Here is a 25,543-nt window from a genome sequence, read left to right on the forward strand (position 1 = left end):
GGCCCCTGCCCCGGCGCAGGCCCCGCGCGCGCCCTCGTCGGCCGAAGACGCCCGCCGCGAAGAGCGCGTCAAGATGACCCGCCTGCGCGCCACCATCGCCCGCCGCCTGAAGGACGCGCAGAACACCGCGGCGATGCTGACCACCTATAACGAGGTGGACATGAGCGGCATCATGGACCTGCGCAACGCCTACAAGGACGCCTTCGAGAAGAAGCACAAGGTCAAGCTCGGCTTCATGTCCTTCTTCGTGAAGGCCTGCTGCCACGCGCTGAAAGAGGTGCCCGAGGTCAACGCCGAGATCGACGGCGGCGACGTGGTCTACAAGAACTTCGTCCACATGGGCGTGGCCGTGGGCACGCCCACGGGCCTGGTGGTCCCGGTCGTCCGCGACGCCGACCAGAAGTCCTTTGCCCAGATCGAGAAAGAGATCGCCGAGCTGGGCACCCGCGCCCGCGACGGCAAGCTGACCATGGCCGACATGCAGGGCGGCACCTTCACCATCTCGAACGGCGGGGTCTATGGCTCGCTGATGTCCTCGCCGATCCTGAACCCGCCGCAGTCGGGGATCCTCGGGATGCACAAGATCCAGGACCGACCGGTCGTGGTCGGCGGCGAGATCGTCATCCGCCCGATGATGTATCTGGCGCTGAGCTACGACCACCGGATCGTGGACGGAAAGGGCGCGGTGACGTTCCTCGTGCGCGTGAAAGAGGCGCTGGAGGACCCGCGTCGGCTGCTGATGGATCTGTGATGGATCAGGAGGATTTCGATAGGACCGTTCGTTTAGAGTACTACGAGGCTGGAATTCAGTCCGTGCGAGAAGTCGGACTGATCGTGCTCCGAACCCTTGTTACGCTAAACAGCGGTGCTTTCGTGGTCCTCCTAACCTTCATTGGAAATGCCGCAGCTCAATCAAAGTTCATGGTGCCACTACACGATCTGAAAATTGCCATGTCGCTTTTTCTGTTCGGCTTGCTGTGCACGTTTCTGGTATTGTCATATACCTATATCGTGTCCCAGTCAGTGAGTCCCTACGTTGGTGAGCCTAGGTCTACCGATGGCTGGTATGTTCCGATTTCTCTCTCTGTTTCGGCAGTGTCGTTTCTAAGCTTTTTGGGAGGGGTAGCTACCATCGTTCGCGGAGTAGTTGTTACCTAACAGCCCACCACTCAACCTCGCAGGAGATACCCATGACCAACCAGCTCATCGCCCGCTACGACATCGCCGACTACGCCCAGTTCCGGGCCGAGTTCGACAATGACTCCGAGGATCGCGGCAATGCCTCGCTATCGGTCCTGCAGATCTGGCGCGAGGGCAACGCCCGGGTCTGGGTGCTGTACCAGATCGCCGACGGCAAGCGAGCGCTGGCCTATCTCGACGGCGCCGCGCAGGTGTTCAACAGCCGCGCCGGCGTGACCGCCGCCGAATTCCACGTGGTCCAGACCGCATGAGTGTTGCGCCCACGCCCGAACTGACAGCGCTCGGCCTCGCTGCGATCCTGCAGGCGGGGCAGATCGGGCTGGCGGCGTGGTCGATGAACCGCGACGGGCTGTCGAAATGGAACGCCGGCCCGCGAGACAGCAAGCCGCAGTTCTCGGACCTCACCGGCCGCCTGCGCCGGGCGGTGGACAACCATTTCGAGGCGCTGGTCTTCTTCATCATCGCCGTTGTGCTGGTGCAGTTCACCGGGTCGAACGGGACGCTGACCGCCGCCTGCGCCTGGGCCTACCTCGCCGCGCGGGTGCTTTATGTCCCGGCCTATGCGCTCGGCTGGTCCCCCGGCCGCTCGATCATCTTCGGCGTCGGCTTCCTCGCAACCATGGTGATGATCCTGGCCGCGCTGTTCTGATTTCTTCTTTGCGAAAATATCCCGCGGGGGTCCGGCGGCGCGAAGCCGCCGGCCCGACCGCCAAGAAAAGGACGAGTTGACCATGTATGACCTGATCGTGATCGGCGCCGGACCCGGCGGGTATGTCTGCGCCATCCGCGCGGCCCAGCTGGGGCTGAAAGTCGCCTGCGTCGAGGGGCGCGAGACGCTGGGCGGCACCTGCCTCAACGTCGGCTGCATCCCGTCCAAGGCGCTGCTGCACGCCAGCCACATGGCGCACGAGATGCACGAGAACTTCGCCACCCTCGGCCTGATGAACGCCCATGCCGACATCGACTGGTCGCGGATGCAGTCCTACAAGGCCGAAACCGTCGCCACCAACACCAAGGGCATCGAGTTCCTGTTCAAGAAGAACAAGATCGACTGGCTCAAGGGCTGGGCCGAGATCACCGCGCCCGGCAAGGTCAAGGTCGGCGACACGGAACACGAGACGAAGAACATCGTCGTCGCCTCGGGCTCGATCGCCTCGGCGCTGAAGGGGGTCGAGGTCGACAATGCCGGCGGCGTGGTGGTCGATTCCACTGGCGCACTGGACCTGCCGGCGATTCCCAGAACGATGGTCGTGATCGGCGCGGGCGTCATCGGGCTGGAACTCGGGTCGGTCTACAACCGGCTGGGCACTCAGGTCACGGTGGTCGAATATCTGGACGCGATCACCCCCGGCATGGACGCCGAGGTGCAGAAGCAGTTCCAGAAGCTGCTGACCAAGCAGGGGATGAACTTCGTCCTCGGCGCCGCTGTGTCGGGGGTCGAGACCTCGGAAACCGGGCCTGCCCGGGTGAGCTACGCGCACAGGAAGGGCGGCGACGCGCAGACGATCGAGGCAGACGTGGTGCTGGTCGCCACGGGCCGCCGGCCGTTCCATGACGGGCTTGGGCTCGATGCGTTGGGCGTGCAGCTGACCGAGCGCGGCCAGATCGCCGTCGACGACCATTGGGCCACGAACGTCCCCGGCATCTATGCGATCGGCGACGCAGTGCCGGGCCCAATGCTGGCCCACAAGGCCGAGGACGAGGGCATGGCGGTGGCCGAAGTCATCGCCGGCAAGCATGGCCACGTGAATTACGACGTGATCCCCGGCGTGATCTACACCACCCCCGAGGTCGCCTCGGTCGGGCTGACCGAGGAGGCCGCCAAGGCCACCGGCCGCAAGGTCAAGGTCGGCAAGTTCCCCCTGTTGGGGAACGCGCGGGCCAAGGCGATGCTGCAGGGCGAGGGGTTCGTGAAGCTGATCGCCGATGCCGAGACCGACCGCATCCTCGGCTGCCACATCATCGGCCCCGGCGCGGGCGAGATGATCCACGAGATCTGCGTGGCGATGGAATTCGGCGCGGCGGCGCAGGACGTGGCGCTGACCTGCCATGCCCACCCGACCGTGTCCGAGGCGGTGCGCGAGGCGGCGCTGGCCTGCGGCGACGGGGCGATCCACGTCTGAGCCCCGTCTGAACTTTCCGCACTTGCGTCCCTGCCGGAGCCTCCGGCGGGGATATTCAGGCAAAAAAGAAGATCGGCGTTTTCTTGCCGACGGGCCCTGCGGACACGCGGGGCCTTTTTGTCGCGGCTCGGGCGCGTGCTATCGTCGCGCCAAACACAACGAAAAAACACGCTGAGGGGCAGATGAACATCCTGAAACGCCGGGCGCCGATGCTCGCGCTGGCTGCAGCCGTGGCGCTGTCGGCCTGCGGGCTGACCGATCGCCAGATCGACCACGACCGCCGCTATCTGGTCGAGCCGCGCGCCAGCCAGTCCGCGCTGCATCCGAACGAGACGCCGGAACTGCGGGCGCTGATCCGGAAATACGCGGCGATGTATGACGTCCCCGAGGACCTGGTGCATCGCGTGGTGATCCGCGAAAGCCGCCATCGTCCGGGGGCGCGGAACGGCCCCTATTACGGGCTGATGCAGATCCTGCCGGCGACGGCGCGCGGGATGGGCTACAAAGGCTCGGCCAACGGGCTGCTGGATGCGGAAACGAACCTGAAATACGGCGTCAAGTACCTGCGCGGCGCCTATATGGTGGCCGGTGGCGACCATGACGATTCCGTAAAATGGTATTCGCGCGGCTATTACTACGAGGCCAAGCGCAAGGGCCTGCTGAAGGCCACCGGGCTGCGCTGATCCTCACGGCGCCCGGTTATAGCGGATGAAGGGCGATTTCACCGCGACGCGGTCATACAGCATCCGGCCGGGATAATTGGTCTCGGCCGTCAGCCAGTAGACCGCGGGCACGCCGGCCGCATCGGCGGCGGCATAGACGCCCTTGATCAGCGCGCGGGCGACGCCCTGGCCCCGCGCCTCGGGCGCGGTGAACAGGTCCTGCAGGTAGCAGACGCCCTCGGGCCGCCACAAATTGGGGTGAAAGACGTAGTGCGTCAGCCCCAGCAGGTGGCCGTCCGCCTCGGCCACCAGCCCATGAAAGTCGCGCGCATCCCCGGACATCAGCCGGGCAAAGGCCGCGTCGAAGAACGCGGCCGGCAGATCGGGCCGGTCGTAGAAGCGGTGATAGCCGTCATAGAGACGCTGCCACGGATCGCGGTCGCCGGGTCGCAGGGGACGGATGGCGAGGGTCATCGGGCGGTCCTTTCGACGGGGGGCCTGTCGCCGGGTGGCCCGGGGTCTAGCGCCCCTGACGCCTCGCCATGAAGGCCAGCCGCTCGAACAGGGCCACGTCCTGTTCGTTCTTCAGCAGCGCGCCGTGCAGGCGCGGCAGCATCTCGCCGGCCGGGCGCTTGAGGTCCTCGGGCGACAGATCCTCGGCCAGGATCAGCTTGAGCCAGTCGAGCAGCTCGCTGGTCGAGGGCTTTTTCTTCAGCCCCGGCGCCTCGCGCAGCTCGAAGAACTGGGTCAGCGCCTCGTCCAGCAGGCGCGGCTTGAGGCCCGGGTAATGGACGGCGACGATCTGCTTCAGCGTCTCGGCGTCGGGGAAGCGGATATAGTGGAAGAAACAGCGGCGCAGGAAGGCGTCGGGCAGCTCCTTCTCGTTGTTCGAGGTCACGATGACCACCGGGCGATGGGCGGCCACCACCGTCTCGCCGGTCTCGTAGACGTGAAACTCCATCCGGTCGAGTTCCTGCAGCAGGTCGTTCGGGAACTCGATGTCGGCCTTGTCGATCTCGTCGATCAGCAGCACGACCTTGCCGGGCGCCGCGAAGGCCTGCCACAGCTTGCCCTTGCGGATATAGTTGCCGATGTCGTGGACCCGCGCGTCGCCCAGCTGGCTGTCGCGCAGGCGGCTGACGGCGTCGTATTCATACAGCCCCTGCTGCGCCTTGGTGGTGGACTTCACGTTCCATTCGATGATCGGCAAGCCAAGGCTGGCGGCCACCTGGCGCGCCAGTTCGGTCTTGCCGGTGCCCGGCTCGCCTTTGACCAGCAGCGGCCGTTCCAGCGTCACCGCGGCGTTGACGGCCAGCGCCAGGTCGGGCGGGGCGACATAGGTCTCGGTCGAGGAAAAGCGCATGATCCGGTCTCCGGGGCTAGGCTGGGCCGAGACTTAGAGGCCCCCCGCCATCGCCGCAAGCCGCCAGCGCCGATCCGGGACGCCGGCGCCCGGAGGTGCGCGGTTTTGTGTGCGCCGCGGGTGGCGTTGGGGGCGTGACAACCCCGCCATCATCCCTTATGGGGACGGCCGGGAAGCGGGGCCGCCCTTGCCCTGCGGGAGAAAAGATGAAGCCGCAAACTTTCCTGCCCGAAGAATATCGTCCCGCCGAGGACGAGCCGTTCATGAACGACCGCCAGCTGGAATATTTCCGCCGCAAGCTGGTGGCCTGGAAGCAGGAGCTGCTGGACCAGTCGGCCGAGACGCTGGAGGGCCTGCAGGACAGCGGCCGCAACGTCCCCGACATCGCCGACCGCGCATCCGAGGAAACCGACCGCGCCATCGAGCTGCGGACCCGCGACCGCCAGCGCAAGCTGGTCAGCAAGATCGACGCCGCCCTGCGCCGCATCGACACCGGCGACTACGGCTATTGCGAGATGACCGGAGAGCCGATCAGCCTGCGCCGGCTGGACGCGCGCCCCATCGCCACGATGACGCTCGAGGCGCAGGAAAAGCACGAACGCCGCGAGCGGGTGCACCGCGAGGACTGAGGCCCTCGGGGTCCGTGAGCTTGCGCGGACCCGGCCTGCTTCTGCGACGTCGCGTCGCTTGCCGACGGCGAACCGGCCGGGCTAGCGTCGCGCCATGACCCGCACCGACCATGCCCTGCACGCCCGCCATGTCACCATCGTCGGCGGCGGTATCGGCGGGCTGACCGCGGCCCTGGCGCTGGCGCAGCGCGGCGCGCGGGTCACGGTGCTGGAACGCGCGGGCCAATTCCGCGAGGTCGGCGCCGGCATCCAGATCAGCCCCAACGCCGCGCGGGTCCTGTCCGCGCTGGGCCTGGCCGAGCGCTTTCGCGCCGTGTCCGCGCCGAATCCGACGGTCACGCTGCGCGACCAGCACGGCGCGCCGGTGCTGCGCATGGACATGGAAGGGCTTCGTCCCGGCCAAGATTTTCGCACCATACACCGCGCCCGCATGATCGAGCTGCTGGACTCTGCCGCGCGCGAGGCAGGGGTCGAGATCCGGCTGGAGCATCCCGTCGAAACCCTCCCGGACGCCCCCCTGCTGATCGGCGCCGACGGGCTGCACAGCAGGGTGCGGTCCGCGCTGAACGGCCCCGAGACGCCGTTCTTCACCGGCCAGGCCGCGTGGAGGGCGCTGGTGCCGCTGGCGCCGGACGCCGAACCGGGCGCCCAGGTCTTCATGGGGCCGGGGCGGCACCTGGTCAGCTACCCGCTCGCCCGCGGCCTGCGCAACATCGTCGCCGTCGAGGAGCGCTCGGGCTGGACCGCCGAGGGCTGGTCCCATGCCGACGACCCGGGCAACCTGCGCCGCGCTTTTGCGGGCTTTGGCGGGCCGGTCCCCGGCTGGCTCGCGCAGGTGACGGACTGCGCGATCTGGGGGCTGCACCGCCACCGCGTCGCCGAACGCTGGCACGATGACCGCCGCGCCATCCTGGGCGATGCGGCGCATCCGACGCTGCCGTTCCTCGCCCAGGGGGCGTGCATGGCGATCGAGGATGCGTGGACGCTCGCCGCCTGTCTGGATGCCGACGGCGACCAGCCCCGCGCGCTCGCCCGCTATCAGGCGCTGCGCCGCGACCGCTGCGTGCGGATCGTGGAGGCCGCGACCGCCAACGCGCGCAACTATCACCTGTCCGGCCCGCGCCGCCTGCTGGGCCACGCCGCGCTGAAGACCGCCAACCGCATTGCCCCGCGCGCCGTCTTCGAACGCTTCGCCTGGGTCTATGACTTCGACCCGACGGCGGTCTCCTGACAACTCGGGCGGTCCCAAGTATCCTTGGGGTCCGGGGCAGAGCCCCGGTCCGGCGCCGCCGCTCAGGCCGCGGCCTTTTCCACCGCCGCGACGATGCCGTCCACGACCTCGCGCAGGGTCGCCTCGTCCTCGGCCTCGGCCATGACCCGGATCAGCGGCTCGGTGCCCGACTTGCGGATCAGGACCCGGCCCGACGAGGCGAGCCGTGCCTCGGCCGCAGCGATCTCGGCCTTGACGGCGTCGGCGCCCAGCGGATCGGCGCCGGCGCGGTAGCGCACGTTCTTCAGCATCTGCGGGACCGGGGTAAACTGGCGCACCAGCTCGCTGGCCGGGCGGCCGCTGTCGGCCAGCGCGGCGAGGAACTGCAGCCCCGCGATCAGCCCGTCGCCGGTGGTGGCATAGTCGGTCATCACGATGTGCCCCGACTGCTCGCCGCCCAGGTTGAAGCCCTGGCCGCGCATCCGCTCCACCACGTAGCGGTCGCCCACCGCGGTGCGTTCCAGCCGCAGCCCGCGCCCGTGCAGATAGCGTTCCAGCCCCAGGTTCGACATCACCGTGGCGACCAGGGCGCCGCCGCGCAGGCGGCCGGCATCGGCCCAGCGCCCGGCCAGCAGCGCCATGATCTGGTCGCCATCGGCCACCGCGCCGGTTTCGTCGATGATCATCACCCGGTCGGCGTCGCCGTCGAGGCTGATGCCCAGATGCGCGCCGTGGTCGCGCACCGCCTGCGCCGCGGCCTCGGGATGGGTCGAGCCGACGCCCTCGTTGATGTTGAACCCGTCCGGCTCGACGCCCAGCGCAATGACCTCGGCGCCCAGCTCCCACAGCACGTCGGGGGCGGCCCGATAGGCGGCACCGTTGGCGCAGTCGATCACCACCTTGAGCCCGTCCAGCCGCTGGCCCGGCGGAAAGGTGGTCTTGGCGTATTCGACATAGCGCCCGCGGCCATCGTCGATCCGCTTGGCGCGGCCGATGTTCTGCGGCTGGGCCAGCTGGATGTCGCCGTCGAGGATCGCCTCGATCTCCATCTCGGCCTCGTCGGACAGCTTGAAGCCGTCGGGGCCGAAGAACTTGATGCCGTTATCCTCGGCCGGGTTGTGGCTGGCCGAGATCATGATGCCCAGGTCGGCCCGCATGGACCGGGTCAGGAAACCCACCGCCGGGGTCGGCACCGGCCCCAGCAGCAGCACGTTCATCCCCGTGCTGGTCAGGCCTGCAGTCAGCGCGTTTTCCAGCATGTAGCCCGACAGCCGGGTGTCCTTGCCGATCACCACGCGGTGCCCGTTCGACCCGTCGCGGCGGAAATAGCGCCCCGCCGCGGCCCCAAGCCGCAGCGCCAGCTCGGCGGTCATCGGGTGGGTGTTGGCGCGCCCGCGGACGCCGTCCGTGCCAAAGAACTTCCTGCTCATGCCCCGTATCCTCGTTCGGTCGCCTGCCGCGACCCCGGTTGTTCTTGTGCGGCCTGCCACGCGATGTCTTGTGCGGCCTGCCGCGATCCCTCTTGTGCAGCCCGCCACAACGTCAAACCCTGTCGTATCCCCGCCACGTCGTGGACCCGGTGGATCTGGATGCCCTGCGCGACCGCGGCCAGGGTCAGCGCCAGCGTGCCGGGATCGCGCCGGTCGGGCTGGTCCACCCCGGCGAGCGTGCCGATGAAGCGCTTGCGCGACACCCCCAGCAGCACCGGCACGCCCAGCGCGTGGAACAGGCTGATGCGGCGCAGGATCGCCAGGTTGTGGTCGCCGGTCTTGCCAAAGCCGATGCCGGGGTCGATCACGATGCGGTCGCGCGGGATGCCCGCCGCCTCGGCCCGGGCGATCCGGTCGGCCAGTGCGTCATAGACGTCCAGCAGCACGTCGCCATAGCGCGGGTCGTCCTGCATCGTCTCGGGAACGCCCTGCGCGTGCATGATGCAGATGGCCGCGCTCGTATCGACCACGGCGGCCGCCATGCCGGGATCGAAATCGAGCCCCGACACGTCGTTGACCATCCCTGCCCCGGCGCCGACCGCCGCCCGCGCGACGCTGGCCTTGCGGGTGTCGACCGAGACGGGGATCCGATCGCCCAGCGCCTCGATCGCCGGCCGGACGCGCGCCATCTCGTCGGCGACGGAAACCTCGGCCGCGCCCGGGCGGGTGGATTCGCCGCCGATGTCCAGCATGTCGGCCCCGGCGTCGATCAGGGCACGGCCCTGCGCCAGCCCGCCATCGGCGTCCCAGCGGCCGCCATCCGAAAAGCTGTCGGGGGTGACGTTGACGATCCCCATGATCCGCGGCGCGTCCATCGCCAGCCCCAGGACCGGCGCGCGGGGCGCGGTCAGGGCGGCGATGATCTCGGGCGGCGCCTCCTCGACGATCACGGGCGGGGCGTCGCGGGACAGACGCTCGAGCCGGGAAAACCCGACCCAGCCGCCGGCGAGGCGCCAGCGGCCGCCGTCAGGCTGGGGGATGGGGCGGAAATAGTGGGTGGCGGGCATGGTGCACGAGATATTCGAGATGGGCAGGATGCCTTGCGGGAGCGCGTCCCGCAAGGCTCAGCCGGGGGCGCGATCCGAGGGGATGCGGAACCCTGCCGGTGCCGGCGGATGCGGGATGCCTTCGGGCATCGCCCAAAGGATGGCTTCGGCATCCAGACGGTCGGCCAGCCAGAAGGTCAGCTCGTGCGGGTTGGCCGGGACGTTGGGCGTATCGGCGATCATCCGGGCCGGCGCCCAGACCACGGCAAGCCCGTTCGCGGCGGCCCAGTCCAGCTCGGTCCGGCTGTCCGCGATGCCAAGCCCCAGCTGCCCGGCCAGCGCCCAGGCCGCCTGGTCCAGCGCCAGCAGGGCAATCCGCCGCCCGTCGCCGCCCTGCGGCAGCGGCAGATGCGGGGCGTCGGGCACGATGGCGACCGCCCCTTGCGGGACCGCCGCTTCGCGGCCCCAGAACATCACCCGCGGCCGCACCGTTTCCGCGGCGGCCGCCACGCGGCCCTGGCGGCGCACCAGCGTCACCCCCAGCGCGCCCGGACCGCGATCCAGCTTTTCGATCGTGACGGACACCTCGGCCGCCATCGGGTGATCGAGGATCTGGGCCGCGATCCGCTCGGCCAGCGTCTCCAGCAGGTCATAGCGGCGGTCGGCCAAGCCGTCCTGCACGGCGGCGGTCAGCACGTCATAGCTGAGGATGCGGTCGACGTGGTCGTCCGCGCCGACCACGGGGCGGGCGAGTTCCGTCTCGACGGTAAAGCGCAGCCGCTGCAGGCGGCCGCGTTCGCTTTGGAACGCGCCGATCTCGGCCGGGATGACGTAGTCGCGCAGGTGGATGCGGTCGGGCTTGTCCATGCGCCCCCTCTGGAACGAAGACGGCCCCGCCGCAAGGGCGGGGCCGTGCCGTCAGCTGGAAGCGCGGTGGCGCGGCTCAGTTCGAGGCGACGCGCTGGGAGCCGCCGCGGCGATAGAAGATGTGGCTGCCGATCCGGGTCGTGCGGGTGAACCGCTTGGACCACGAGGGACGCACGCCGGTGGTGTGGAAATAGGTCGCGCCGTTGGTCAGGCTGCGCGGGGCTCCGGCCAGGACCTCTTCGGCGATCCGCAGGGCGCGGTTGGCCGCGGCGCGGTCGCGCATCCGCAGGCTGCCGCCCTTGTAGCTGAACTGGCCGCGCTGGTTGACGACGCTGCAGACCGATTTCGGGAAGGCGGGGTGGTCGACGCGGTTCATGATGACCTCGGCCACGGCACGCTGGCCCTTGACCGATTCCCCGCGGGCTTCGAAATACAGCGCTTCGGTGAGGCATTTCAGCGCCGACCCGCTGGAGGTGCGGCCGGTCCTGGCCTGATACAGTCTTTCCGGACCGCCGGTGGAAACCGTGCGCGCGGTTTCGGCGTTTGCAAGGCTCGGGACCACGGGAAGGGCCAGCGCGACACACACACTGATATGCGCCAGCCGTTTCAGCAGCTTGGTCATGTTAGGGTTGTCCTGTTCCATTTTTCTTTGGTGGCGGACGCTGTGGCAGCAGCGACACACCGGATCGGAAATGGGGATGGGCGCTGGGCGCCTGTGTGACTAGCCCACGAAAAGGTTAACGCGGGAACCCCGGGGTGAATGGGCCGATTCCGGCGGGTTCCCGCCGACCCGTTTCCGCCATCTCGGCGAGGTTTCGCGATTTTGCGCCGGGTATCCGACCTGCCGTCAGGCCAGCGGTGTCGGTTTCCCGCCACCCCCGGCAAGCGCCGATTCGGCCCGATTCTGGATCAGAGCCTGCTGTGCCGCGGCCAATCTTGCAACCGGAACGCGAAACGGCGAGCAACTTACATAGTCAAGCCCCGCCTGCTGGCAGAAGGCGATGGATTCCGGGTTGCCACCGTGTTCGCCGCACAGCGACACGGTGATCCCGGGGTTCTGCGCGCGGGCCCGTTCGGCCCCGATCAGCATCAGCTCGCCCACGCCCTCCATGTCGAGGATGTGGAACGGATCCTCGGCATAGACCCCCTGCGCCACATAGCTGCCGATGAAGCGGGCCGCATCGTCACGCGACAGGCCATAGGTCATCTGCGTCAGGTCGTTGGTGCCGAAGGACAGGAAGCTGCAATGTTCGGCGATGTCGCCGGCCCGCAGCGCGGCGCGCGGGGTTTCGACCATGACCCCCAGCCGATAGGCGAAGGCGGATCGCGTCTCGGCCCGGACGGCGGCGGCGACGCCCTCGATCCGGTGGCGGACGAGTTCGACCTCGCGCCGGGCGCTGACCAGCGGGATCATGATTTCGGGGACCACGCCCTGGCCTTCGGCCCCGGCCCGGACCGCGGCCTCGAAGATGGCGCGGGCCTGCATTTCATAGATTTCCGGCATGGTGATGCCCAACCGCACCCCGCGCATCCCCAGCATCGGGTTGTATTCGGTCAGCGCCTCGACCCGGCGGACCACGTCCGACAGCGGCAGGTCGAGCGATTCCGCGAGCTCGCGCATCCCCTCGCGGTCATGGGGCAGGAATTCGTGCAGCGGCGGGTCGAACAGCCGGATGGTGACCGGATAGCCGTCCATGATCCGGAACAGCGTGGTGAAGTCGTCGCGCTGCATCGGCAGCAGCCGTTCCAGCGCGACGCGGCGATCCTCGGGGCGGTCGGCGAAGATCATCTCGCGCATCGCCGGCAGCCGGGTGTCGTCGAAGAACATGTGCTCGGTACGGCAGAGGCCGATGCCCTGGGCGCCGAACATGCGCGCGGTGCGGGCGTCCTCGGGCGTGTCGGCATTGGCGCGCACGCCCATGCCGCGCGCCTCGTCGGCCCAGTCGAGCAGCTGCGCGAAGCTGTCGTCCAGCGCCGGTTCCAGCATCTCGGCGGCGCCCGCCAGCACCTCGCCCGAGGTGCCGTCGATGGTGATGTCCTCCCCCTCGCGGAAAATGCGGCCGCCGGCCCGCATGAGCCGGGCGCGGGTGTCGATCTGCAGGCCCGAGGCGCCGACGATGCAGGGCAGCCCCAGGCCGCGCGCGATCACCGCGGCGTGGCTGGACATGCCCCCGCGTTCGGTCAGCACCCCGGCCGAGGCGTGCATGCCGCGGATATCCTCGGGCAGCGTCTCGCGCCGGACCAGCACGACCGACTCGCCACGCGCGGCGGCGGCCTGGGCGGCGGCGGCGGTAAAGACGACGCGGCCGGTCGCCGCGCCGGGGCTGGCGGCCATGCCGCGGGTGATGAGATCGCGCGGCGCGCGGGGGTCGACCTGGTGATGCAGCAAGTCCGACAGCGCCCGCGGCTGGACGCGCATCAGCGCCTCGTCGGGCGGGATGATCCCGTCATGGGCCAGCGCGACGGCAATGCGGACGGCAGCGCGGGACGACCGCTGGACCCGCACCGCGTCGATGATCGACAGCCGGCCGTCGGTCACGACGAACTCGATCTGCATCTCCTCGCGCAGCCGCTCGCGGGCGGCGACGCCGAAGCGGACCAGGTCGGCAAAGACGCCGGGCGCGGCTTCCTCCAGCGAGGGGCCGCGCGGGTCGCGGGTCAGAAAGATCGATTCCGCGTCGCGCCCGATCGCCCGCCCTTGGGTCTGGCCCCGGAACCGCCCGGTGATGCGCGGCGTGCCGGTGACGCTGTCGATGAACTGGATGGTCCCCGAACCGGTGACCCCCGGCCCCAGCGCCAGCGCCATGTCCTGCACCACCAGCCCCAGCGCGGCATCCGCGGGCGCGCCCTTGGCCTGGCGCAGCAGCCGCGCGGTCGGGCCGTCCCAGGCCCGCGCCATCGACCGTAGCACCTCGGCCAGCTGCAGCGCGGGGTCCTGCGGGAATTCCTCGTCGGTCTCGTCCTGATAGGCGTCCAGCACCTCGGCCAGCGAGGCAGCCGGGTCGCTGAACATGTCGGGGTCCAGCCGCGCGACGTGGATCGCATAGGACTGCACGAAGCCGCGATACAGCGCGTCCGCGGCTTCCGCCCCCAAGGTCCCGGTCAGCCGGTCGTGACAGGCGGCGTTCATGCCCACGTTCAGGACCGTCCCCGGGCCGCCCCATTCCGGGTTCATCGCCGAGGGCCGCACGCCGACCAGCCCGCTCGAGGCGTCGATCAGCCGCCGCAGCTCGTCGGCGCCGGGCAGCCGCCCCCCCGCGATCGCCCGAACGGTCGCGGCGGGGATGGCAAAGCTGCGCGGCACCGGCAGCTGCATGCGGATCAGCCGCTGCAGGCACTTGGCGCGCCAGCCATGCGTCACCGTGTCGACGGCGGCGGCCGGCGCGATCTCGACGATCGGGGCGGGGGTGGGAGCCTGGTCCATTTTCCCCGCGACCCTACGCCCCGCGCGCGCCATGCGGCAACAGCGAAATGCCGGGGGATCACGCGGCGAGGTCGACCCAGACCGGGACATGATCGCTGGGCTTCACCCCGGCGCGCTGGTCGCGGTCGATGCCGGCGCCGCGCATCAGGTCGGCGGCCTGCGGCGACAGCAGCAGGTGGTCGATGCGGATGCCGTTATCGCGCTCCCAGGCCTGGCGCTGATAGTCCCAGAAGGTGAACGGCCCGCGGGTCGCGTGCGGGTCGGTCACCCGGATCGCGTCGGTCCAGCCCTGGTTGACGATCCGGCGGAAGGCGGCGCGGCTTTCGGGCAGGAACAGCGCGTCATCCACCCAGTTTTCCGGCCGCGCCGCGTCGCGCGGTTCCGGGATGACATTGTAGTCGCCCAGCATCACCACCGGCTGCTCGGTCGCCAGCAATTCGGCGCCGCGCTGCCGCAGCCGGTCCATCCACGCCAGCTTGTAGTCGTATTTCGGCCCCGGCGCCGGGTTGCCGTTGGGCAGATACAGCCCGGCGACGGTGACCGCGTGGCGATCGCCCATCACCACCGCCTCGATATACCGGGCCTGTTCGTCGGCGTCGTCGCCGGGCAGGCCGCGGCGGATCTCCTCGACAGGCAGGCGCGACAGGACAGCGACGCCGTTCCAGCTTTTCTGGCCGTGGGTCCAGACCTTCCAGCCCAGGTCCTCGATCAACTCGGCCGGAAAGCCCTCGTCGACGGTCTTGATTTCCTGCAGCACCACCACGTCGGGCTGCGCCTCGGACAGCCAGGCGGTCAGCTGGCCGATCCGGGCCTTGATGCCGTTGATGTTGAAACTGGCGATCTTCATGCGCGCTCCCGTGCTTCGGGCGGTCCCAGATATCCCGGGGTCCGGGGCAGAGCCCCGGTCCGTCGTCTCAACCCTCTGCTGCCGGCGCGGTCACGATCAGCCGGTCGATGCGCATCGCGTCCATGTCGGCGATCTCGACCGTCCAGCCGTCATGGGTGAAGCTGTCGCCGGTCCGCGGGATCCGGTTGATGATCGCCAGCACCATGCCGGCCACGGTGTGGAAGTCGCCCTCGGGCACCGGGAAGCCGGTCTCGCCGGCGAATTCGTCGGCGCTTTCGCTGCCCGCGACCAGCCACGACCCGTCGGCGCGGCGCACGATGTCGGGGTCCTCGCCCTCGGGGTCCATGAAGTCGCCGGTGATCGCCTCAAGCAGGTCCATGGCGGTGATGATGCCCTGGAAATGCCCGTATTCGTCATAGACCAGCACCATGCGCGAGGGCGTCTTCCGCATCACCTCGATCACCGACAGCGCATCGGCGGCGTCCAGCACGGTCGGCGCCTCGCGCATCAGCGCCTTGAGATCGGGCCGCTCGACCCCGATCAGGTCGCGCAGAGCGATCACGCCCAGGATCTCGTCGGCCGAGCCCTCGGTGACCGGCATCCGGGAAAACCGCGCGGCGCGGGCCTTTTCAGTCACCACCGCGGGCGGGTCGTTCACGTCCACCGTCTCGACGTCGCGGCGCGGGGTCATCATCGCGGCGGCGGTGCGGTCGGCCACCCGCATGACGCCTGCAATCATGCCGCGCTCGCCTTCCATGAGAACGCCGGCCTGGGTCGCCTCGGCGATGGTCATCCGCACCTCTTCGTCGGTGATCGACCGGTCGGACCCGTCGCGGATGCCGATCAGGCGCAGGACCAGCCGCGCGGTCGTGTCCAGCAGCCAGACCAGCGGCGTCCCTGTCCGCGCCACCATCCGCATCGAGGGCGCGACCCGCGCGGCGATCCCTTCGGGGTTGGACATGGCGATCTGCTTGGGCACCAGCTCGCCGATGATGACCGACAGCGCGGTGATGGCGGCGACGACCAGGAACACGCCCAGCGTCTGCGCCAGCCCATAGGGCACCCCCAGCGCCACCAGCGCCGATCCGGCCCGCACGCCCAGCGTCGCCCCCGACACGGCGCCGGTCAGCACGCCGACCAGGGTGATCCCGATCTGCACCGAGGACAGGAACTTTCCAGGGTGGTCCAGCAGGTCCAGCGCGACCTGGGCGCCGTGATCACCCTTTTCGGCCATGCTCGCCAACCGCGCCGGGCGCGAGGACACCACCGCGAGTTCGGACATCGACAGCAGGCCGTTGACCACGGTCAGGACGAGGATCAGCAGGATTTCAAGGATCATCGGTCAGATGGAAAATGAGGTGCCGCAGCCGCAGGACGAGCTGGCGTTGGGATTGTCGATGGTAAAGCGGGCGCCGATCAGCTCGTCCGACCAGTCGATGGTCGCCCCGGCCAGGAACGGCAGCGAGACAGGGTCGACGAGCACCCGCTGGCCCCCGGCCTCGAGCACGAGATCGTCCTCGGCCGCGTCGTCCATGCGGATATCGTACTGAAACCCCGAACAGCCGCCCCCGGCCACGGCCACCCGCAGCGCCTGCCCCGGCCGGCCATCCGGCGCGGCGTCGTTGATTTCGGCCAGCCGGGCAAAGGCGCGGGGCGTGACCTTGGGGGGCAGGTTCATGGGGCGTTCCCGTTTCGTGGCATGTGGACAGACTATAGGGTCGCGGCAGCACGCTCGCAAGGAACCCGCCCCGGATGGCCCGCGCCCCAGGAACCGCCCCCTATGCCTGTCATCCGGCGGACAGCCGCGGCCGGCTGCATGCCGAGGAGCTGTCGACCTTTCGCAGCCCGTGGCAGCGCGACCGCGACCGGATCATCCATTCCTCGGCGTTCCGGCGGCTGAAGCACAAGACCCAGGTCTTCGTGGAACATGACGGCGACGCCTGGCGCGGCGACTATTTCCGCACCCGCCTGACCCACACGATCGAGGTCGCGCAGGTCGCCCGCACCATCGCCGGGGTGCTGGGGCTGGACACCGACCTGGCCGAGGCGGTGGCGCTGGCCCACGACCTGGGGCACCCGCCCTTCGGCCATACCGGCGAGGACGCGCTGGCTGCGCTGATGGCGCCCTATGGCGGCTTCGACCACAACGCCCAGGCGCTGCGGATCGTGACCCGGCTGGAACGCCACTATGCCGGCTTCGACGGGCTGAACCTGACCTGGGAGACGCTGGAGGGGATCGCCAAGCACAACGGCCCGGTCGCGGCCCCCTACCCCTGGGCGCTGGCCGAGGTGAACGCGGCCTGGGACCTGCGGCTGGATTCCTTTGCCAGCGCCGAGGCGCAGGTCGCGGCGGTGGCCGACGACATCGCCTATAACCATCACGACCTGCATGACGGGCTGCGCGCTGGGCTGTTCACCGAGGCCGACCTCGCCGAATTGCCGCTGGTCGGCCCCGCCTTTGCCGAGGTCGACCGCCGGCATCCGGGGCTCGACCCCGGCCGCCGCCGCCACGAGGGGCTGCGGCGGGTCTTTGGCGCGATGGTCGAGGACGTGATCGCCGTCGCGCAAGGCCGGCTCGCGGCGGCGCGCCCCGCGAACGCCGAGGCGATCCGCGCGATGGACGGCCCGGTGATCCGGTTTTCCAAGCCGCTGTATCAGAACCTCAAGGCGATCAAGGGCTTCCTGTTCACCCGCATGTACCGCGCGGAAACGGTGATGGAGGAACGCGCCAGCGTCACCGCGATGCTGAACACGCTGTTCCCGATGCTGATGGACGACCCGCGGCTGATGCCCGCCGAATGGCAGGACGAGATGGCCGCTGCCTTGGACACCACCCGGCGGGCGCGGGTGGTGCTGGATTATGTCGCCGGGATGACGGATCGGTTCGCGATTTCGGAATACGGGCGGTTGACGGGGCTGCGTGGCGCTGCGGCGCAACCCTAGCCACCCCCGGTCCTGGCGGGGCGGCCGGAGCCTCCGGCGGGGATATTTGGGCAAAGAAGAAGCTTGGGGAGCTCACCGCAGAAAGATCAGCGCCATTCCGGTGACGGCGATGAGGGCGCCGACCCAGCTGGCGGCGCTGGGGCGTTCGCCGGTCACCGCCCACAGCACCGGCAGGATCGCGACCGGGGACAGCGCCGACAGGGTCGAGACGATCCCGACCTTGCCGCCCTGTAGCGCGAACAGCAGCAGCGTCATGCCGACGACCATCGCCAGGAACCCCGACAGCGCGACCTGGCCAAGAATCGGCGCGGTCGGGCGGCCGGTGATGCGGGTGACGGGCAGCCGCGTTGCCATCAGCGCCGCGAGGCAGGCCACCGCGACCGCGACCCGGATCAGCGAGCCGGTCATCGGGTCCATCCCCGCTGCCATCGCCGGCCGGGCGATCAGCGAGCCGACCGCCTGCCCGAGCGCCGCCAGCAGGCCGAGGGCGACTCCGGCCCCGAGATGGCCCTGCACCGTATCGAAGCGGTTCACGCCGCCGCGGCCCAGCACGCAGATCGCCACCCCCGCCGAACACAGCGCGACGCCCGCGGCACCCTGCCATGACAGCGCCTCGCCCAGCACCGCCCAGCCCAGCAGCGCGGCCATCGGCGCGTTCATCGCGAACAGCGCTCCGGTCCGGCGGGGGCCAAGGCGGCGGAGGGCAAAGAACAGCAGCGTGTCGCCGAGGAAGATGCCGATCAGCCCCGACCACAGCAGCGGCGGCAGCAATGCCGGGTCCAGCCCCCGCCAGCGCCCGGTCGCCGCGACCAGCACCGCCAGCATCGCCACCACGATCCCCTGCCGGATCAGGTTGAAGCCGAACGGGCCCAGCGCCGCCACCGGCCCCGCTGACAGAAGGCCGGTGACGGCCCAGCAGATCGCGGCGCCCAAGGCTGCAAGTTCATGGATCGGCATCGAAAACACTCCCCGTTGGGGGCGTGCTAACCGCGGCGTTGAACCGCTTCAATGCCAGCCGCGTTCGGTCTGAACCCATCACAAGGAGGAGGACGATGATGATCACCAAGACCGGAACCGCAAAATGGCAGGGCGGCATCAAGGACGGGCGCGGCGAGGTTTCGACCGAATCCGGCGTGATGTCCTCGGTGCCCTATGGCTTCAACACCCGCTTCGAGGGCGGCAAGGGCACCAACCCCGAAGAGTTGATCGGCGCCGCGCACGCCGCCTGCTTCAGCATGGCGCTGTCCAAGCTGCTGGGCGAGGCGGGGATCACCAACATCGCGATCGACACCCACTCGGACGTCTCGCTGGACAAGGAGGGCGACGGCTTCGCCATCAAGACCATCAAGCTGACGACCCGGATTTCCGGTCAGGGCGACGAGGCCAAGATGCTCGAGGCGGCGGAAAAGGCCAAGGCCGGGTGTCCGGTCAGCAAGGTCCTGAACGCCGAGATCACGATGGACGCGAAGATCGCCTGACCGCGAGGGCAGAGACGGGCGCATCGGACAGGCCGTCCGGCGCGCCCAGCCCCGAGCGCGCGCCGGATGCCGCGTCGATGTCACCGGGACCCGCGGCCCACAAGCAGCGGGCACCGAGGGCCGCGGCCAGCAGTTCCAGCGCCGCGATGACGGCGAGCCACCCGTTGCCCCAACCGTCAGCGACACCGGCCAGCCGCCACAGCAGCAGGGCGTTGATCGCCAGCAGCACCAGCGCCGCCCCGCGCCAGCCCGCCACCAGCAAGGGAAACGCGGTTCCGCCATGATCGACCAACGCTGCATGGTAGGACACCGGATGCCTGCACAGGGGACAGGCCGACATCGGACGTGCCATACGAATCTCTGTTCTGCTTTGGACGGAGATTGCGGGATGAACCGTTAAGGATCGGTTGCCCTCAGACCATCATCTCTTTCGTGGCGGTCAGCTTCAGTTCGGGATGGTCGCGCACCACCCGGTCGATGTCCCATTGCAGCCGGGTCAGATAGACCAGATCGCCGTCGTTATCGGTTGCCATGTGCTGCTTGTTCACCTGCGCGAACTTCTCGACGGCTTCTTTCGGCCCCGACAGCCAGCGGGCCGAGGTGAACTGCGACGGCTCGAAGCGGACCGGCAGGCCGTATTCCTGCTCGATCCGGCTGGCCAGCACGTCGAACTGCAACGCACCGACGACGCCGACGATGAAGCCCGACCCGATCATCGGGCGGAACACCTTGGCGGCGCCTTCCTCGGCGAACTGCATCAGCGCCTTTTCCAGGTGCTTGGCCTTCATCGGGTCGCCTGCGCGCACGTTCTGCAGCAGCTCGGGCGCAAAGGACGGGATGCCGGTGAAGCGCAGCGCCTCGCCCTCGGTCAGGGCGTCGCCGATGCGCAGCTGGCCGTGGTTGGGGATGCCGATGATGTCGCCGGCCCAGGCTTCCTCGGCCAGCTCGCGGTCGGCGGCGAGAAACAGCACCGGGTTAGACACCGCCATCGGCTTCTTGGACCGCACGTGCAGCAGCTTCATGCCGCGTTCGAAATGCCCCGAGGCAAGGCGCACAAAGGCCACCCGGTCGCGGTGCTTGGGGTCCATGTTGGCCTGCACCTTGAAGACGAAGCCCGCCACCTTGTCCTCGTCGGGCGAGATCTGGCGCTCGGCGGCGGTCTGCGGCTGCGGCTGGGGGCCGAACTCGCCGATGCCGGCCATGAGCTCCTTGACGCCAAAGCTGTTGATCGCGCTGCCGAACCAGATCGGGGTCAGGTGGCCTTCCAGGAACGACTTGCGGTCGAAGGCGGGCAACAGCTCGCGCGCCATCTCGATGTCCTCGCGCAGCTTGTCCAGCTGGTCGGCCGGGATGTGCTGGGCGAGCCGCTGGTCGTCCAGCCCGCTGATCTGGACCGTCTCGGCCACCCGGTTGCGGTCGGCGCGGTCCATCAGCTCCAGCCGGTCGTGCAGCAGGTCGTAGCAGCCGATGAAGTCGCGCCCCGACCCGATCGGCCAGGACGCCGGCGCCACGTCGATGGCGAGGTTTTCCTGGATCTCGTCGATGATCTCGAAGGTGTCGCGGCTTTCGCGGTCCATCTTGTTGCAGAAGGTCAGGATCGGCAGGTCGCGCATCCGGCAGACCTCGAACAGCTTGCGGGTCTGGCTTTCCACCCCCTTGGCCCCGTCGATCACCATGATCGCGGCATCGACCGCCGTCAGCGTGCGATAGGTGTCCTCGGAGAAGTCCGAGTGGCCGGGCGTGTCCACGAGGTTGAAGCGGTAGGGCCCGAAATCGAAGCTCATCGCCGAGGCCGACACCGAGATGCCGCGGTCCTGTTCCAGCTTCATGAAGTCGGACCGGGTGCGCCGCGCCTCGCCCTTGGCGCGGACCTGCCCCGCCATCTGGATCGCGCCGCCGAACAGCAGGAATTTCTCCGTCAGCGTGGTCTTTCCGGCGTCGGGGTGGGCGATGATCGCGAAGGTCCGGCGCCTCCCAATCTCAGGGTGGGCGATTTCGGGCGGCAGAATGGGGGCGTTGTCCAGCATGGGCGGCGTTTAGCGCGGCGATGGCGTCAGGGCAACGGCGTCAGGGCAACGGCGTCAGGGCAACCGCGTCAGGGCAACCGCGCCGGGGCAACGGCGCCCGCGTCACCACCCGGCGCGGCGGCGGGTCAGGACATACGCCGCCAGCCCCAGCGCCGGGCCGGGCAGCAGTAGCCAGACCGCATCCGGCCCGATCCGCCCGAACAGCGCGGTGGCGGCGCCGATCGAGACCATCGAGATCGCAAAGCCGACCGCGTTCTGGATCGCCAGCGCCCCGCCGATCGCCTCGCGCGGGCAGGCATCGGCCGACAGAGCCGAGAATTGCGGCGAATCCGGCGCCACCGAAGCGCCCCACAGCAGCATCAGCGGCAGCAGCGCCGCGGCCGGCAGGACGCCGTGGAACAGCGCGAAGATAAGCGCGCACAGGCCAGAGGTCGTCAGCGCCGCCAAGGCCACCCGCTCGCTGCCGAGCCGGTCCGACAGCCGGCCGCCGATCAGGCAGCCCAGCGCGCCCATGCCGATGATGGCGAAGGACAGCCCGTAGGGGCCGGCCCAGGGGAAGCGCGCCGAGATGCCGGTCGCGGCGACCAGCAGGGGGGCCAGCGTCCACAGCGCATAGACCTCCCACATATGGCCGAAATAGCCCAGGGCGGCGGCGCGAAAGCGCGGCAGGCGGAAGGCCGACAGGGCCGAGACCGGGGCAGTTCCGGGCGCTCGCGCCGGGCGGCGGAGCAGATGCGGGCCGTCGCCCAGCCCCGCGACCAGCGCCGCGCCGGCCAACGCGAGCGCCGACGAGGCGGTGACGATCCATTGCCAGGGCAGCGCGCTGCCGCCCCAGCGCAAGAGATGCGGCAGGCCGGTGCCCAGCACCAGCATCGACACCAGCACCGCCAGCGCCGCCCCGGTGCGCTGCGGCGCCCAGGACACCACCAGCTTCATGCCGATCGGATAGATGCCGGCCAACGCCAGCCCGACCACGAAGCGCAGGGCGATGCCCGCTCCGACCCCATGGGCGAGCCAGGCGAAGCCCGCATTCGCCGCCGCCCCCAGCAGGGCCGAGCAGACGAACAGCGCGCTCGCTCGCAGCCGGTCAGCAAGGCCGCTGAGCGACAGGGCGAGCGTGCCGATGATGAACCCCGCCTGCACAGCGTTGGTCAGCGCGCCGATATCGGCCGGCGTCGCGCCCCAGTCGCGCATCAGCCCGTCGGCGGCGCTGTTGGCGCTGAACCACAGCGAGGTCCCGAACAGCTGCGCGACCGAGATCGCCGCGACCGGGCCGAGCCCGAGGATACGGGGCGCGCCGGCGGTCACGCGGTCCCCGTGGGCGGGTGGGCGGCTGGGGAGAGGCTCAGGGGATGGCCCCGGCGATCCATCGGGTCAGCCAGCCGTCGATCCGCACACCCACGGTCACCACCAGGGCAAAGCCAGCGGCCAGCCCGAGGATCACCAGCACCGCCACGCCGTATGGCTCGCGCGGCAGCCGCCCCCGGACCAGATCGGCCAGCATCGACAGGAAGCCGAGGACGAGCCCCCACACGCCCTCCACGGGTCACACGAACTGCTCGCGCATCAGCCGTTCGTCCATGCCGTGGCCGCGGTCGAAGAGGATGCGGTGGGCGATCCGCGGCTCGGACCGGATTTCCACCCACAGCACGCTGTCCACCTGCCGCGAATCGGCGTCGGCCATGACCGGGCGCTTGCGCGGGTCCAGCACGTCGAACCGCACCACCGCGCCCTTGGGCAGGATCGCCCCGCGCCAGCGGCGGGGGCGGAACGGGGCGATGGCGGTCAGCGCCAGCACGTCCGACCCCAGCGGCAGGATCGGCCCGCCGGCCGAATAGTTGTAGGCCGTCGACCCGGCCGGCGTGCACAGCAGGGCGCCGTCGCTGACCAGCTCCTCCATCCGCACCCGGCCGTCGACGCTGATCCGCAGCCGCGCCGCCTGCGGGCCGGCGCGCAGCAGGCTGACCTCGTTGATGGCGAGCGCCCGGTAATCGTCCCCGTCGGGGGTGCCGGCGATCATCGATAGCGGGTTGATGACGGTTTCCTCGGCGCCAGAGATGCGGGCCGGCAGGTCGTCCTCGGCATAGTCGTTCATCAGGAAACCCACCGTGCCGCGGTTCATCCCATAGACCGGCCGCCCGAGATTCTGACGCAGCACCGACAGCATGAAGCCGTCACCGCCCAGCGCGACGATGACGTCGGCGCGCGAGGCCGGCGCCTGCCCATAGCGGTCCATCAGCCGCCCCAGGGCAGCCAGCGCGATCTCGCTGTCATTGGCGGTGAAGTGGATCGCGGTCATGGCGCCAGCTTGCATCGCGGCCGGGGGATGGCAAGGCCGGGGATGGGGACGGAGGACGCCCCGGGACGCAATTCTGCCACGCCGCTGTCGCCGCACTTCTGGAACCGGACGGGCAAAGCGGCTAACACCGCCTCCAGACCTGCCCCCGGAGGATACCTCATGACCGACAGCGCCTTCTTCACCCAAGCCCTGGCCGACCGCGACCCGCAGATTGCCGATGCCATCGACAAGGAGCTGGGCCGCCAGCGCGACGAGATCGAGCTGATCGCGTCGGAAAACATCGTGTCCCGGGCGGTGCTGGAAGCGCAGGGCTCGGTCCTGACGAACAAATATGCCGAGGGCTATCCGGGCAAGCGCTATTACGGCGGCTGTCAGTATGTGGACATCGTCGAGACGCTGGCCATCGAGCGTGCGAAGCAACTGTTCGGCTGCGAATTCGCCAACGTGCAGCCGAACTCGGGGTCGCAGATGAACCAGGCGGTGTTCCTGGCGCTGCTGCAGCCGGGCGACACGTTCATGGGGCTGGACCTGAACTCGGGCGGTCACCTGACGCACGGCTCGCCGGTGAACATGAGCGGCAAGTGGTTCAACGTGGTCAGCTATGGCGTGCGCCAGCAGGACCAGCGGCTCGACATGGACGAGATCCGCCGCAAGGCCGTCGAATCGAAGCCCAAGCTGATCGTGGCCGGCGGCACCGCCTATAGCCGCGTCTGGGACTGGGCCGAGTTCCGCAAGATCGCCGACGAGGTCGGGGCCTGGCTGATGGTGGACATGGCCCATATCGCCGGTCTGGTTGCGGGCGGCGTGCATCCCTCGCCCCTGCCCCACGCCCATGTGGTGACCACCACCACCCACAAGTCGCTGCGCGGCCCGCGCGGCGGCATGATCCTGACGAACGACGCCGAGATCGCCAAGAAGATCAACTCGGCCGTCTTCCCCGGCCTGCAGGGCGGCCCGCTGATGCACGTCATCGCCGCCAAGGCGGTGGCCTTCCGCGAGGCGCTGGACCCGTCCTTCAAGGACTATGCCGCGCAGGTCGTGAAGAACGCGCAGGCGATGGCGGACGAGCTGATGAAGGGCGGCATCGACATCGTGTCGGGCGGCACCGACAACCACCTGTGCCTCGCCGACCTGCGGCCCAAGCGCGTGACCGGCAAGGCGACCGAGGCGGCACTGGGGCGCGCGCACATCACCTGCAACAAGAACGGCGTGCCGTTCGACCCCGAAAAGCCCTTCGTGACCTCGGGCATCCGGCTGGGGGCACCGGCCGGGACGACGCGCGGCTTTGGCGAGGCGGAGTTCCGCCAGATCGCCCGCTGGATCGTCGAGGTCGTGGACGGGCTGGCCGCGAACGGCGACGAGGGCAATGCCGAGGTCGAGGGCAAGGTCCGCGCCGAGGTCGAGGCGCTGTGCCGGCGCTTCCCGCTTTACGCGGGGATGTGAGGGCGCCGCACCGGGTCCCTGCCCTGCCCGAACTTGCCTCCGGCGGGGATATTTGGGGACAGAAGATGCTGCCCCGGAGGGCGCGATGAGCGGGGACCGGCGCGGCGGGCGGTTGGGCGAGACCCGGCGGCTGGAGCGCCGGCTTGGCGACTGGGCCCACGCCCGCCTGCCCCGCGGGCTGGTCGATCTGGGGATGTTCACGCTCAAGATGGGGTGGGCGTCGCTGTTCGGCGGGTTGATGCTGGCGGTGCCCGCCGATGGAGCCGTTCGCTGGGGCAACGAGCAAAGATGTGCTGCGCTGTTGCCTGCGGCGACGATGCGGGGAGACGGAGGTGGGTTACACCGACGCCAGGCGCCTCAATGCATGCCCTCGTCCGACGCGACAGGATGCAGGCGCCCTCCGAAGCCTCCGCGGCAAACTCACGGCGCCCGCGGCGCGGCTCGCCGCCGCGGGCCCGCCGGAACCGCCCTGCCGCCACAGCCTGGAGAGGCCCGATCCCCGACGGAGGCTCCGCCTCGTCCTTCCATGGCCCCCCGCCCCATCGCCTACAG

Annotated in this window: 26 protein-coding genes; 10 read left to right on the forward strand and 16 right to left on the reverse strand. The window is 69.7% G+C overall.

Annotation, left to right across the window (positions count from 1 at the left end):
• From odhB to IC63_RS11855, 5 genes are all read left to right on the forward strand, one after another.
• A partial coding sequence (gene odhB / locus IC63_RS11835) for a 2-oxoglutarate dehydrogenase complex dihydrolipoyllysine-residue succinyltransferase (protein WP_036720648.1) occupies positions 1-751 on the forward strand: 751 nt, incomplete at its 5' end.
• Positions 752-1,190: 439 nt separating this feature from the next.
• Positions 1,191-1,451: a hypothetical protein gene (locus IC63_RS11840; protein ID WP_036720650.1), complete on the forward strand. Its 261-nt coding sequence runs from the start codon at positions 1,191-1,193 to the stop codon at positions 1,449-1,451.
• The gene (locus tag IC63_RS11845) at positions 1,448-1,849 is read left to right on the forward strand and encodes an MAPEG family protein (RefSeq protein ID WP_036720651.1); all 402 of its coding nucleotides are present in this window, start codon (positions 1,448-1,450) and stop codon (positions 1,847-1,849) included. The genes IC63_RS11840 and IC63_RS11845 overlap by 4 nt, the downstream gene beginning before the upstream one ends.
• Before the next feature lie 76 nt (positions 1,850-1,925).
• A complete protein-coding gene (gene lpdA, locus IC63_RS11850) occupies positions 1,926-3,323 on the forward strand; it encodes a dihydrolipoyl dehydrogenase (RefSeq protein WP_036720652.1) in 1,398 nt (465 codons plus the stop codon).
• A 182-nt stretch (positions 3,324-3,505) separates the two neighbouring features.
• Positions 3,506-4,006: a lytic transglycosylase domain-containing protein gene (locus tag IC63_RS11855; protein WP_198026311.1), complete on the forward strand. Its 501-nt coding sequence runs from the start codon at positions 3,506-3,508 to the stop codon at positions 4,004-4,006.
• Between the two features lie 3 nt (positions 4,007-4,009).
• On the opposite strand, the gene IC63_RS11860 is transcribed toward IC63_RS11855, so the two are convergent.
• Both IC63_RS11860 and IC63_RS11865 read right to left on the reverse strand, forming a co-directional pair.
• On the reverse strand, positions 4,010-4,459 hold the full coding sequence (locus IC63_RS11860) for a GNAT family N-acetyltransferase (RefSeq protein ID WP_036720654.1): 450 nt from the start codon (positions 4,457-4,459) through the stop codon (positions 4,010-4,012).
• A gap of 46 nt (positions 4,460-4,505) precedes the next feature.
• On the reverse strand, positions 4,506-5,348 hold the full coding sequence (locus IC63_RS11865) for an AAA family ATPase (RefSeq protein WP_036720655.1): 843 nt from the start codon (positions 5,346-5,348) through the stop codon (positions 4,506-4,508).
• Between the two features lie 206 nt (positions 5,349-5,554).
• Here IC63_RS11865 and dksA point away from each other — a divergent pair, with 206 nt between their 5' ends.
• Positions 5,555-5,977: an RNA polymerase-binding protein DksA gene (gene dksA / locus IC63_RS11870; protein WP_036720656.1), complete on the forward strand. Its 423-nt coding sequence runs from the start codon at positions 5,555-5,557 to the stop codon at positions 5,975-5,977.
• Positions 5,978-6,071: 94 nt separating this feature from the next.
• Positions 6,072-7,208, forward strand: coding sequence for an FAD-dependent oxidoreductase (locus IC63_RS11875; RefSeq protein WP_036720657.1), 1,137 nt, complete (start codon positions 6,072-6,074; stop codon positions 7,206-7,208).
• Between the two features lie 62 nt (positions 7,209-7,270).
• On the opposite strand, the gene glmM is transcribed toward IC63_RS11875, so the two are convergent.
• From glmM to IC63_RS11915, 8 genes are all read right to left on the reverse strand, one after another.
• Positions 7,271-8,617 (reverse strand): phosphoglucosamine mutase, encoded by a 1,347-nt coding sequence (gene glmM, locus IC63_RS11880; protein WP_036720659.1) that lies wholly within the window; start codon positions 8,615-8,617, stop codon positions 7,271-7,273.
• The gene (folP, locus tag IC63_RS11885; protein ID WP_052042191.1) at positions 8,614-9,684 is read right to left on the reverse strand and encodes a dihydropteroate synthase; all 1,071 of its coding nucleotides are present in this window, start codon (positions 9,682-9,684) and stop codon (positions 8,614-8,616) included. The genes glmM and folP overlap by 4 nt, the downstream gene beginning before the upstream one ends.
• 57 nt (positions 9,685-9,741) lie before the next feature.
• Positions 9,742-10,530, reverse strand: coding sequence for a dihydroneopterin aldolase (locus IC63_RS11890; RefSeq protein ID WP_036720660.1), 789 nt, complete (start codon positions 10,528-10,530; stop codon positions 9,742-9,744).
• 76 nt (positions 10,531-10,606) lie between these two features.
• Positions 10,607-11,152, reverse strand: a complete 546-nt coding sequence (locus tag IC63_RS11895; protein WP_036720692.1) for a cell wall hydrolase — start codon at positions 11,150-11,152, stop codon at positions 10,607-10,609.
• 225 nt (positions 11,153-11,377) lie between these two features.
• Positions 11,378-13,954 carry a putative PEP-binding protein gene (locus tag IC63_RS11900; RefSeq protein ID WP_052042192.1) on the reverse strand — a complete coding sequence of 859 codons (2,577 nt, stop codon included), beginning with the start codon at positions 13,952-13,954 and terminating at the stop codon, positions 11,378-11,380.
• A 58-nt stretch (positions 13,955-14,012) separates the two neighbouring features.
• A complete protein-coding gene (gene xth, locus IC63_RS11905) occupies positions 14,013-14,801 on the reverse strand; it encodes an exodeoxyribonuclease III (RefSeq protein ID WP_036720662.1) in 789 nt (262 codons plus the stop codon).
• Positions 14,802-14,868: 67 nt separating this feature from the next.
• The gene (locus tag IC63_RS11910; protein WP_036720663.1) at positions 14,869-16,140 is read right to left on the reverse strand and encodes a hemolysin family protein; all 1,272 of its coding nucleotides are present in this window, start codon (positions 16,138-16,140) and stop codon (positions 14,869-14,871) included.
• 3 nt (positions 16,141-16,143) lie between these two features.
• Positions 16,144-16,479: a HesB/IscA family protein gene (locus IC63_RS11915; protein WP_036720665.1), complete on the reverse strand. Its 336-nt coding sequence runs from the start codon at positions 16,477-16,479 to the stop codon at positions 16,144-16,146.
• Positions 16,480-16,553: 74 nt separating this feature from the next.
• Between IC63_RS11915 and IC63_RS11920 the strand changes: the two genes are divergently transcribed.
• Positions 16,554-17,744: a deoxyguanosinetriphosphate triphosphohydrolase gene (locus IC63_RS11920; RefSeq protein WP_036720666.1), complete on the forward strand. Its 1,191-nt coding sequence runs from the start codon at positions 16,554-16,556 to the stop codon at positions 17,742-17,744.
• 72 nt (positions 17,745-17,816) lie between these two features.
• On the opposite strand, the gene IC63_RS11925 is transcribed toward IC63_RS11920, so the two are convergent.
• Positions 17,817-18,701, reverse strand: a complete 885-nt coding sequence (locus IC63_RS11925) for a DMT family transporter (protein WP_036720669.1) — start codon at positions 18,699-18,701, stop codon at positions 17,817-17,819.
• Between the two features lie 98 nt (positions 18,702-18,799).
• Here IC63_RS11925 and IC63_RS11930 point away from each other — a divergent pair, with 98 nt between their 5' ends.
• On the forward strand, positions 18,800-19,222 hold the full coding sequence (locus tag IC63_RS11930; protein ID WP_269634732.1) for an OsmC family protein: 423 nt from the start codon (positions 18,800-18,802) through the stop codon (positions 19,220-19,222).
• Here the strand turns inward: IC63_RS11930 and IC63_RS11935 are convergent.
• From IC63_RS11935 to IC63_RS11955, 5 genes are all read right to left on the reverse strand, one after another.
• Positions 19,197-19,532 carry a hypothetical protein gene (locus IC63_RS11935; RefSeq protein ID WP_156965459.1) on the reverse strand — a complete coding sequence of 112 codons (336 nt, stop codon included), beginning with the start codon at positions 19,530-19,532 and terminating at the stop codon, positions 19,197-19,199. The two genes, IC63_RS11930 and IC63_RS11935, sit on opposite strands and share 26 nt — an antisense overlap.
• 103 nt (positions 19,533-19,635) lie before the next feature.
• Positions 19,636-21,249 carry a peptide chain release factor 3 gene (locus tag IC63_RS11940; protein WP_036720677.1) on the reverse strand — a complete coding sequence of 538 codons (1,614 nt, stop codon included), beginning with the start codon at positions 21,247-21,249 and terminating at the stop codon, positions 19,636-19,638.
• A gap of 102 nt (positions 21,250-21,351) precedes the next feature.
• Positions 21,352-22,557, reverse strand: a complete 1,206-nt coding sequence (locus IC63_RS11945) for an MFS transporter (RefSeq protein WP_036720679.1) — start codon at positions 22,555-22,557, stop codon at positions 21,352-21,354.
• A gap of 37 nt (positions 22,558-22,594) precedes the next feature.
• Positions 22,595-22,783: a hypothetical protein gene (locus IC63_RS11950; RefSeq protein ID WP_156965460.1), complete on the reverse strand. Its 189-nt coding sequence runs from the start codon at positions 22,781-22,783 to the stop codon at positions 22,595-22,597.
• Between the two features lie 12 nt (positions 22,784-22,795).
• On the reverse strand, positions 22,796-23,548 hold the full coding sequence (locus tag IC63_RS11955; RefSeq protein WP_036720683.1) for an NAD kinase: 753 nt from the start codon (positions 23,546-23,548) through the stop codon (positions 22,796-22,798).
• 159 nt (positions 23,549-23,707) lie between these two features.
• Here IC63_RS11955 and glyA point away from each other — a divergent pair, with 159 nt between their 5' ends.
• Entirely contained in the window at positions 23,708-24,991 is a 1,284-nt protein-coding gene (glyA, locus tag IC63_RS11960; protein ID WP_036720686.1) for a serine hydroxymethyltransferase, read from the forward strand.
• The last annotated feature ends 552 nt before the right edge of the window (positions 24,992-25,543 follow it).

The organism is Paracoccus sphaerophysae (genome assembly GCF_000763805.1).
In the GTDB taxonomy this organism is placed as follows: domain Bacteria; phylum Pseudomonadota; class Alphaproteobacteria; order Rhodobacterales; family Rhodobacteraceae; genus Paracoccus; species Paracoccus sphaerophysae.

Excerpts from the sequence above, each read along its gene's own strand:
- IC63_RS11840 (WP_036720650.1), top strand. The coding sequence starts at position 1,191 with ATGACCAACCAGCTCATCGCCCGCTACGACATCGCCGACTACGCCCAG.
- IC63_RS11855 (WP_198026311.1), top strand. The coding sequence starts at position 3,506 with ATGAACATCCTGAAACGCCGGGCGCCGATGCTCGCGCTGGCTGCAGCC.
- dksA (WP_036720656.1), top strand. The coding sequence starts at position 5,555 with ATGAAGCCGCAAACTTTCCTGCCCGAAGAATATCGTCCCGCCGAGGAC.
- IC63_RS11845 (WP_036720651.1), top strand. The coding sequence starts at position 1,448 with ATGAGTGTTGCGCCCACGCCCGAACTGACAGCGCTCGGCCTCGCTGCG.
- xth (WP_036720662.1), bottom strand. The coding sequence starts at position 14,801 with ATGAAGATCGCCAGTTTCAACATCAACGGCATCAAGGCCCGGATCGGC.
- IC63_RS11920 (WP_036720666.1), top strand. The coding sequence starts at position 16,554 with ATGGCCCGCGCCCCAGGAACCGCCCCCTATGCCTGTCATCCGGCGGAC.
- IC63_RS11915 (WP_036720665.1), bottom strand. The coding sequence starts at position 16,479 with ATGAACCTGCCCCCCAAGGTCACGCCCCGCGCCTTTGCCCGGCTGGCC.
- IC63_RS11865 (WP_036720655.1), bottom strand. The coding sequence starts at position 5,348 with ATGCGCTTTTCCTCGACCGAGACCTATGTCGCCCCGCCCGACCTGGCG.
- IC63_RS11930 (WP_269634732.1), top strand. The coding sequence starts at position 18,800 with ATGATCACCAAGACCGGAACCGCAAAATGGCAGGGCGGCATCAAGGAC.
- folP (WP_052042191.1), bottom strand. The coding sequence starts at position 9,684 with ATGCCCGCCACCCACTATTTCCGCCCCATCCCCCAGCCTGACGGCGGC.
- IC63_RS11890 (WP_036720660.1), bottom strand. The coding sequence starts at position 10,530 with ATGGACAAGCCCGACCGCATCCACCTGCGCGACTACGTCATCCCGGCC.
- glyA (WP_036720686.1), top strand. The coding sequence starts at position 23,708 with ATGACCGACAGCGCCTTCTTCACCCAAGCCCTGGCCGACCGCGACCCG.
- IC63_RS11925 (WP_036720669.1), bottom strand. The coding sequence starts at position 18,701 with ATGCCGATCCATGAACTTGCAGCCTTGGGCGCCGCGATCTGCTGGGCC.
- IC63_RS11895 (WP_036720692.1), bottom strand. The coding sequence starts at position 11,152 with ATGACCAAGCTGCTGAAACGGCTGGCGCATATCAGTGTGTGTGTCGCG.
- glmM (WP_036720659.1), bottom strand. The coding sequence starts at position 8,617 with ATGAGCAGGAAGTTCTTTGGCACGGACGGCGTCCGCGGGCGCGCCAAC.
- IC63_RS11860 (WP_036720654.1), bottom strand. The coding sequence starts at position 4,459 with ATGACCCTCGCCATCCGTCCCCTGCGACCCGGCGACCGCGATCCGTGG.
- IC63_RS11900 (WP_052042192.1), bottom strand. The coding sequence starts at position 13,954 with ATGGACCAGGCTCCCACCCCCGCCCCGATCGTCGAGATCGCGCCGGCC.
- IC63_RS11910 (WP_036720663.1), bottom strand. The coding sequence starts at position 16,140 with ATGATCCTTGAAATCCTGCTGATCCTCGTCCTGACCGTGGTCAACGGC.
- IC63_RS11940 (WP_036720677.1), bottom strand. The coding sequence starts at position 21,249 with ATGCTGGACAACGCCCCCATTCTGCCGCCCGAAATCGCCCACCCTGAG.
- IC63_RS11955 (WP_036720683.1), bottom strand. The coding sequence starts at position 23,548 with ATGACCGCGATCCACTTCACCGCCAATGACAGCGAGATCGCGCTGGCT.
- IC63_RS11875 (WP_036720657.1), top strand. The coding sequence starts at position 6,072 with ATGACCCGCACCGACCATGCCCTGCACGCCCGCCATGTCACCATCGTC.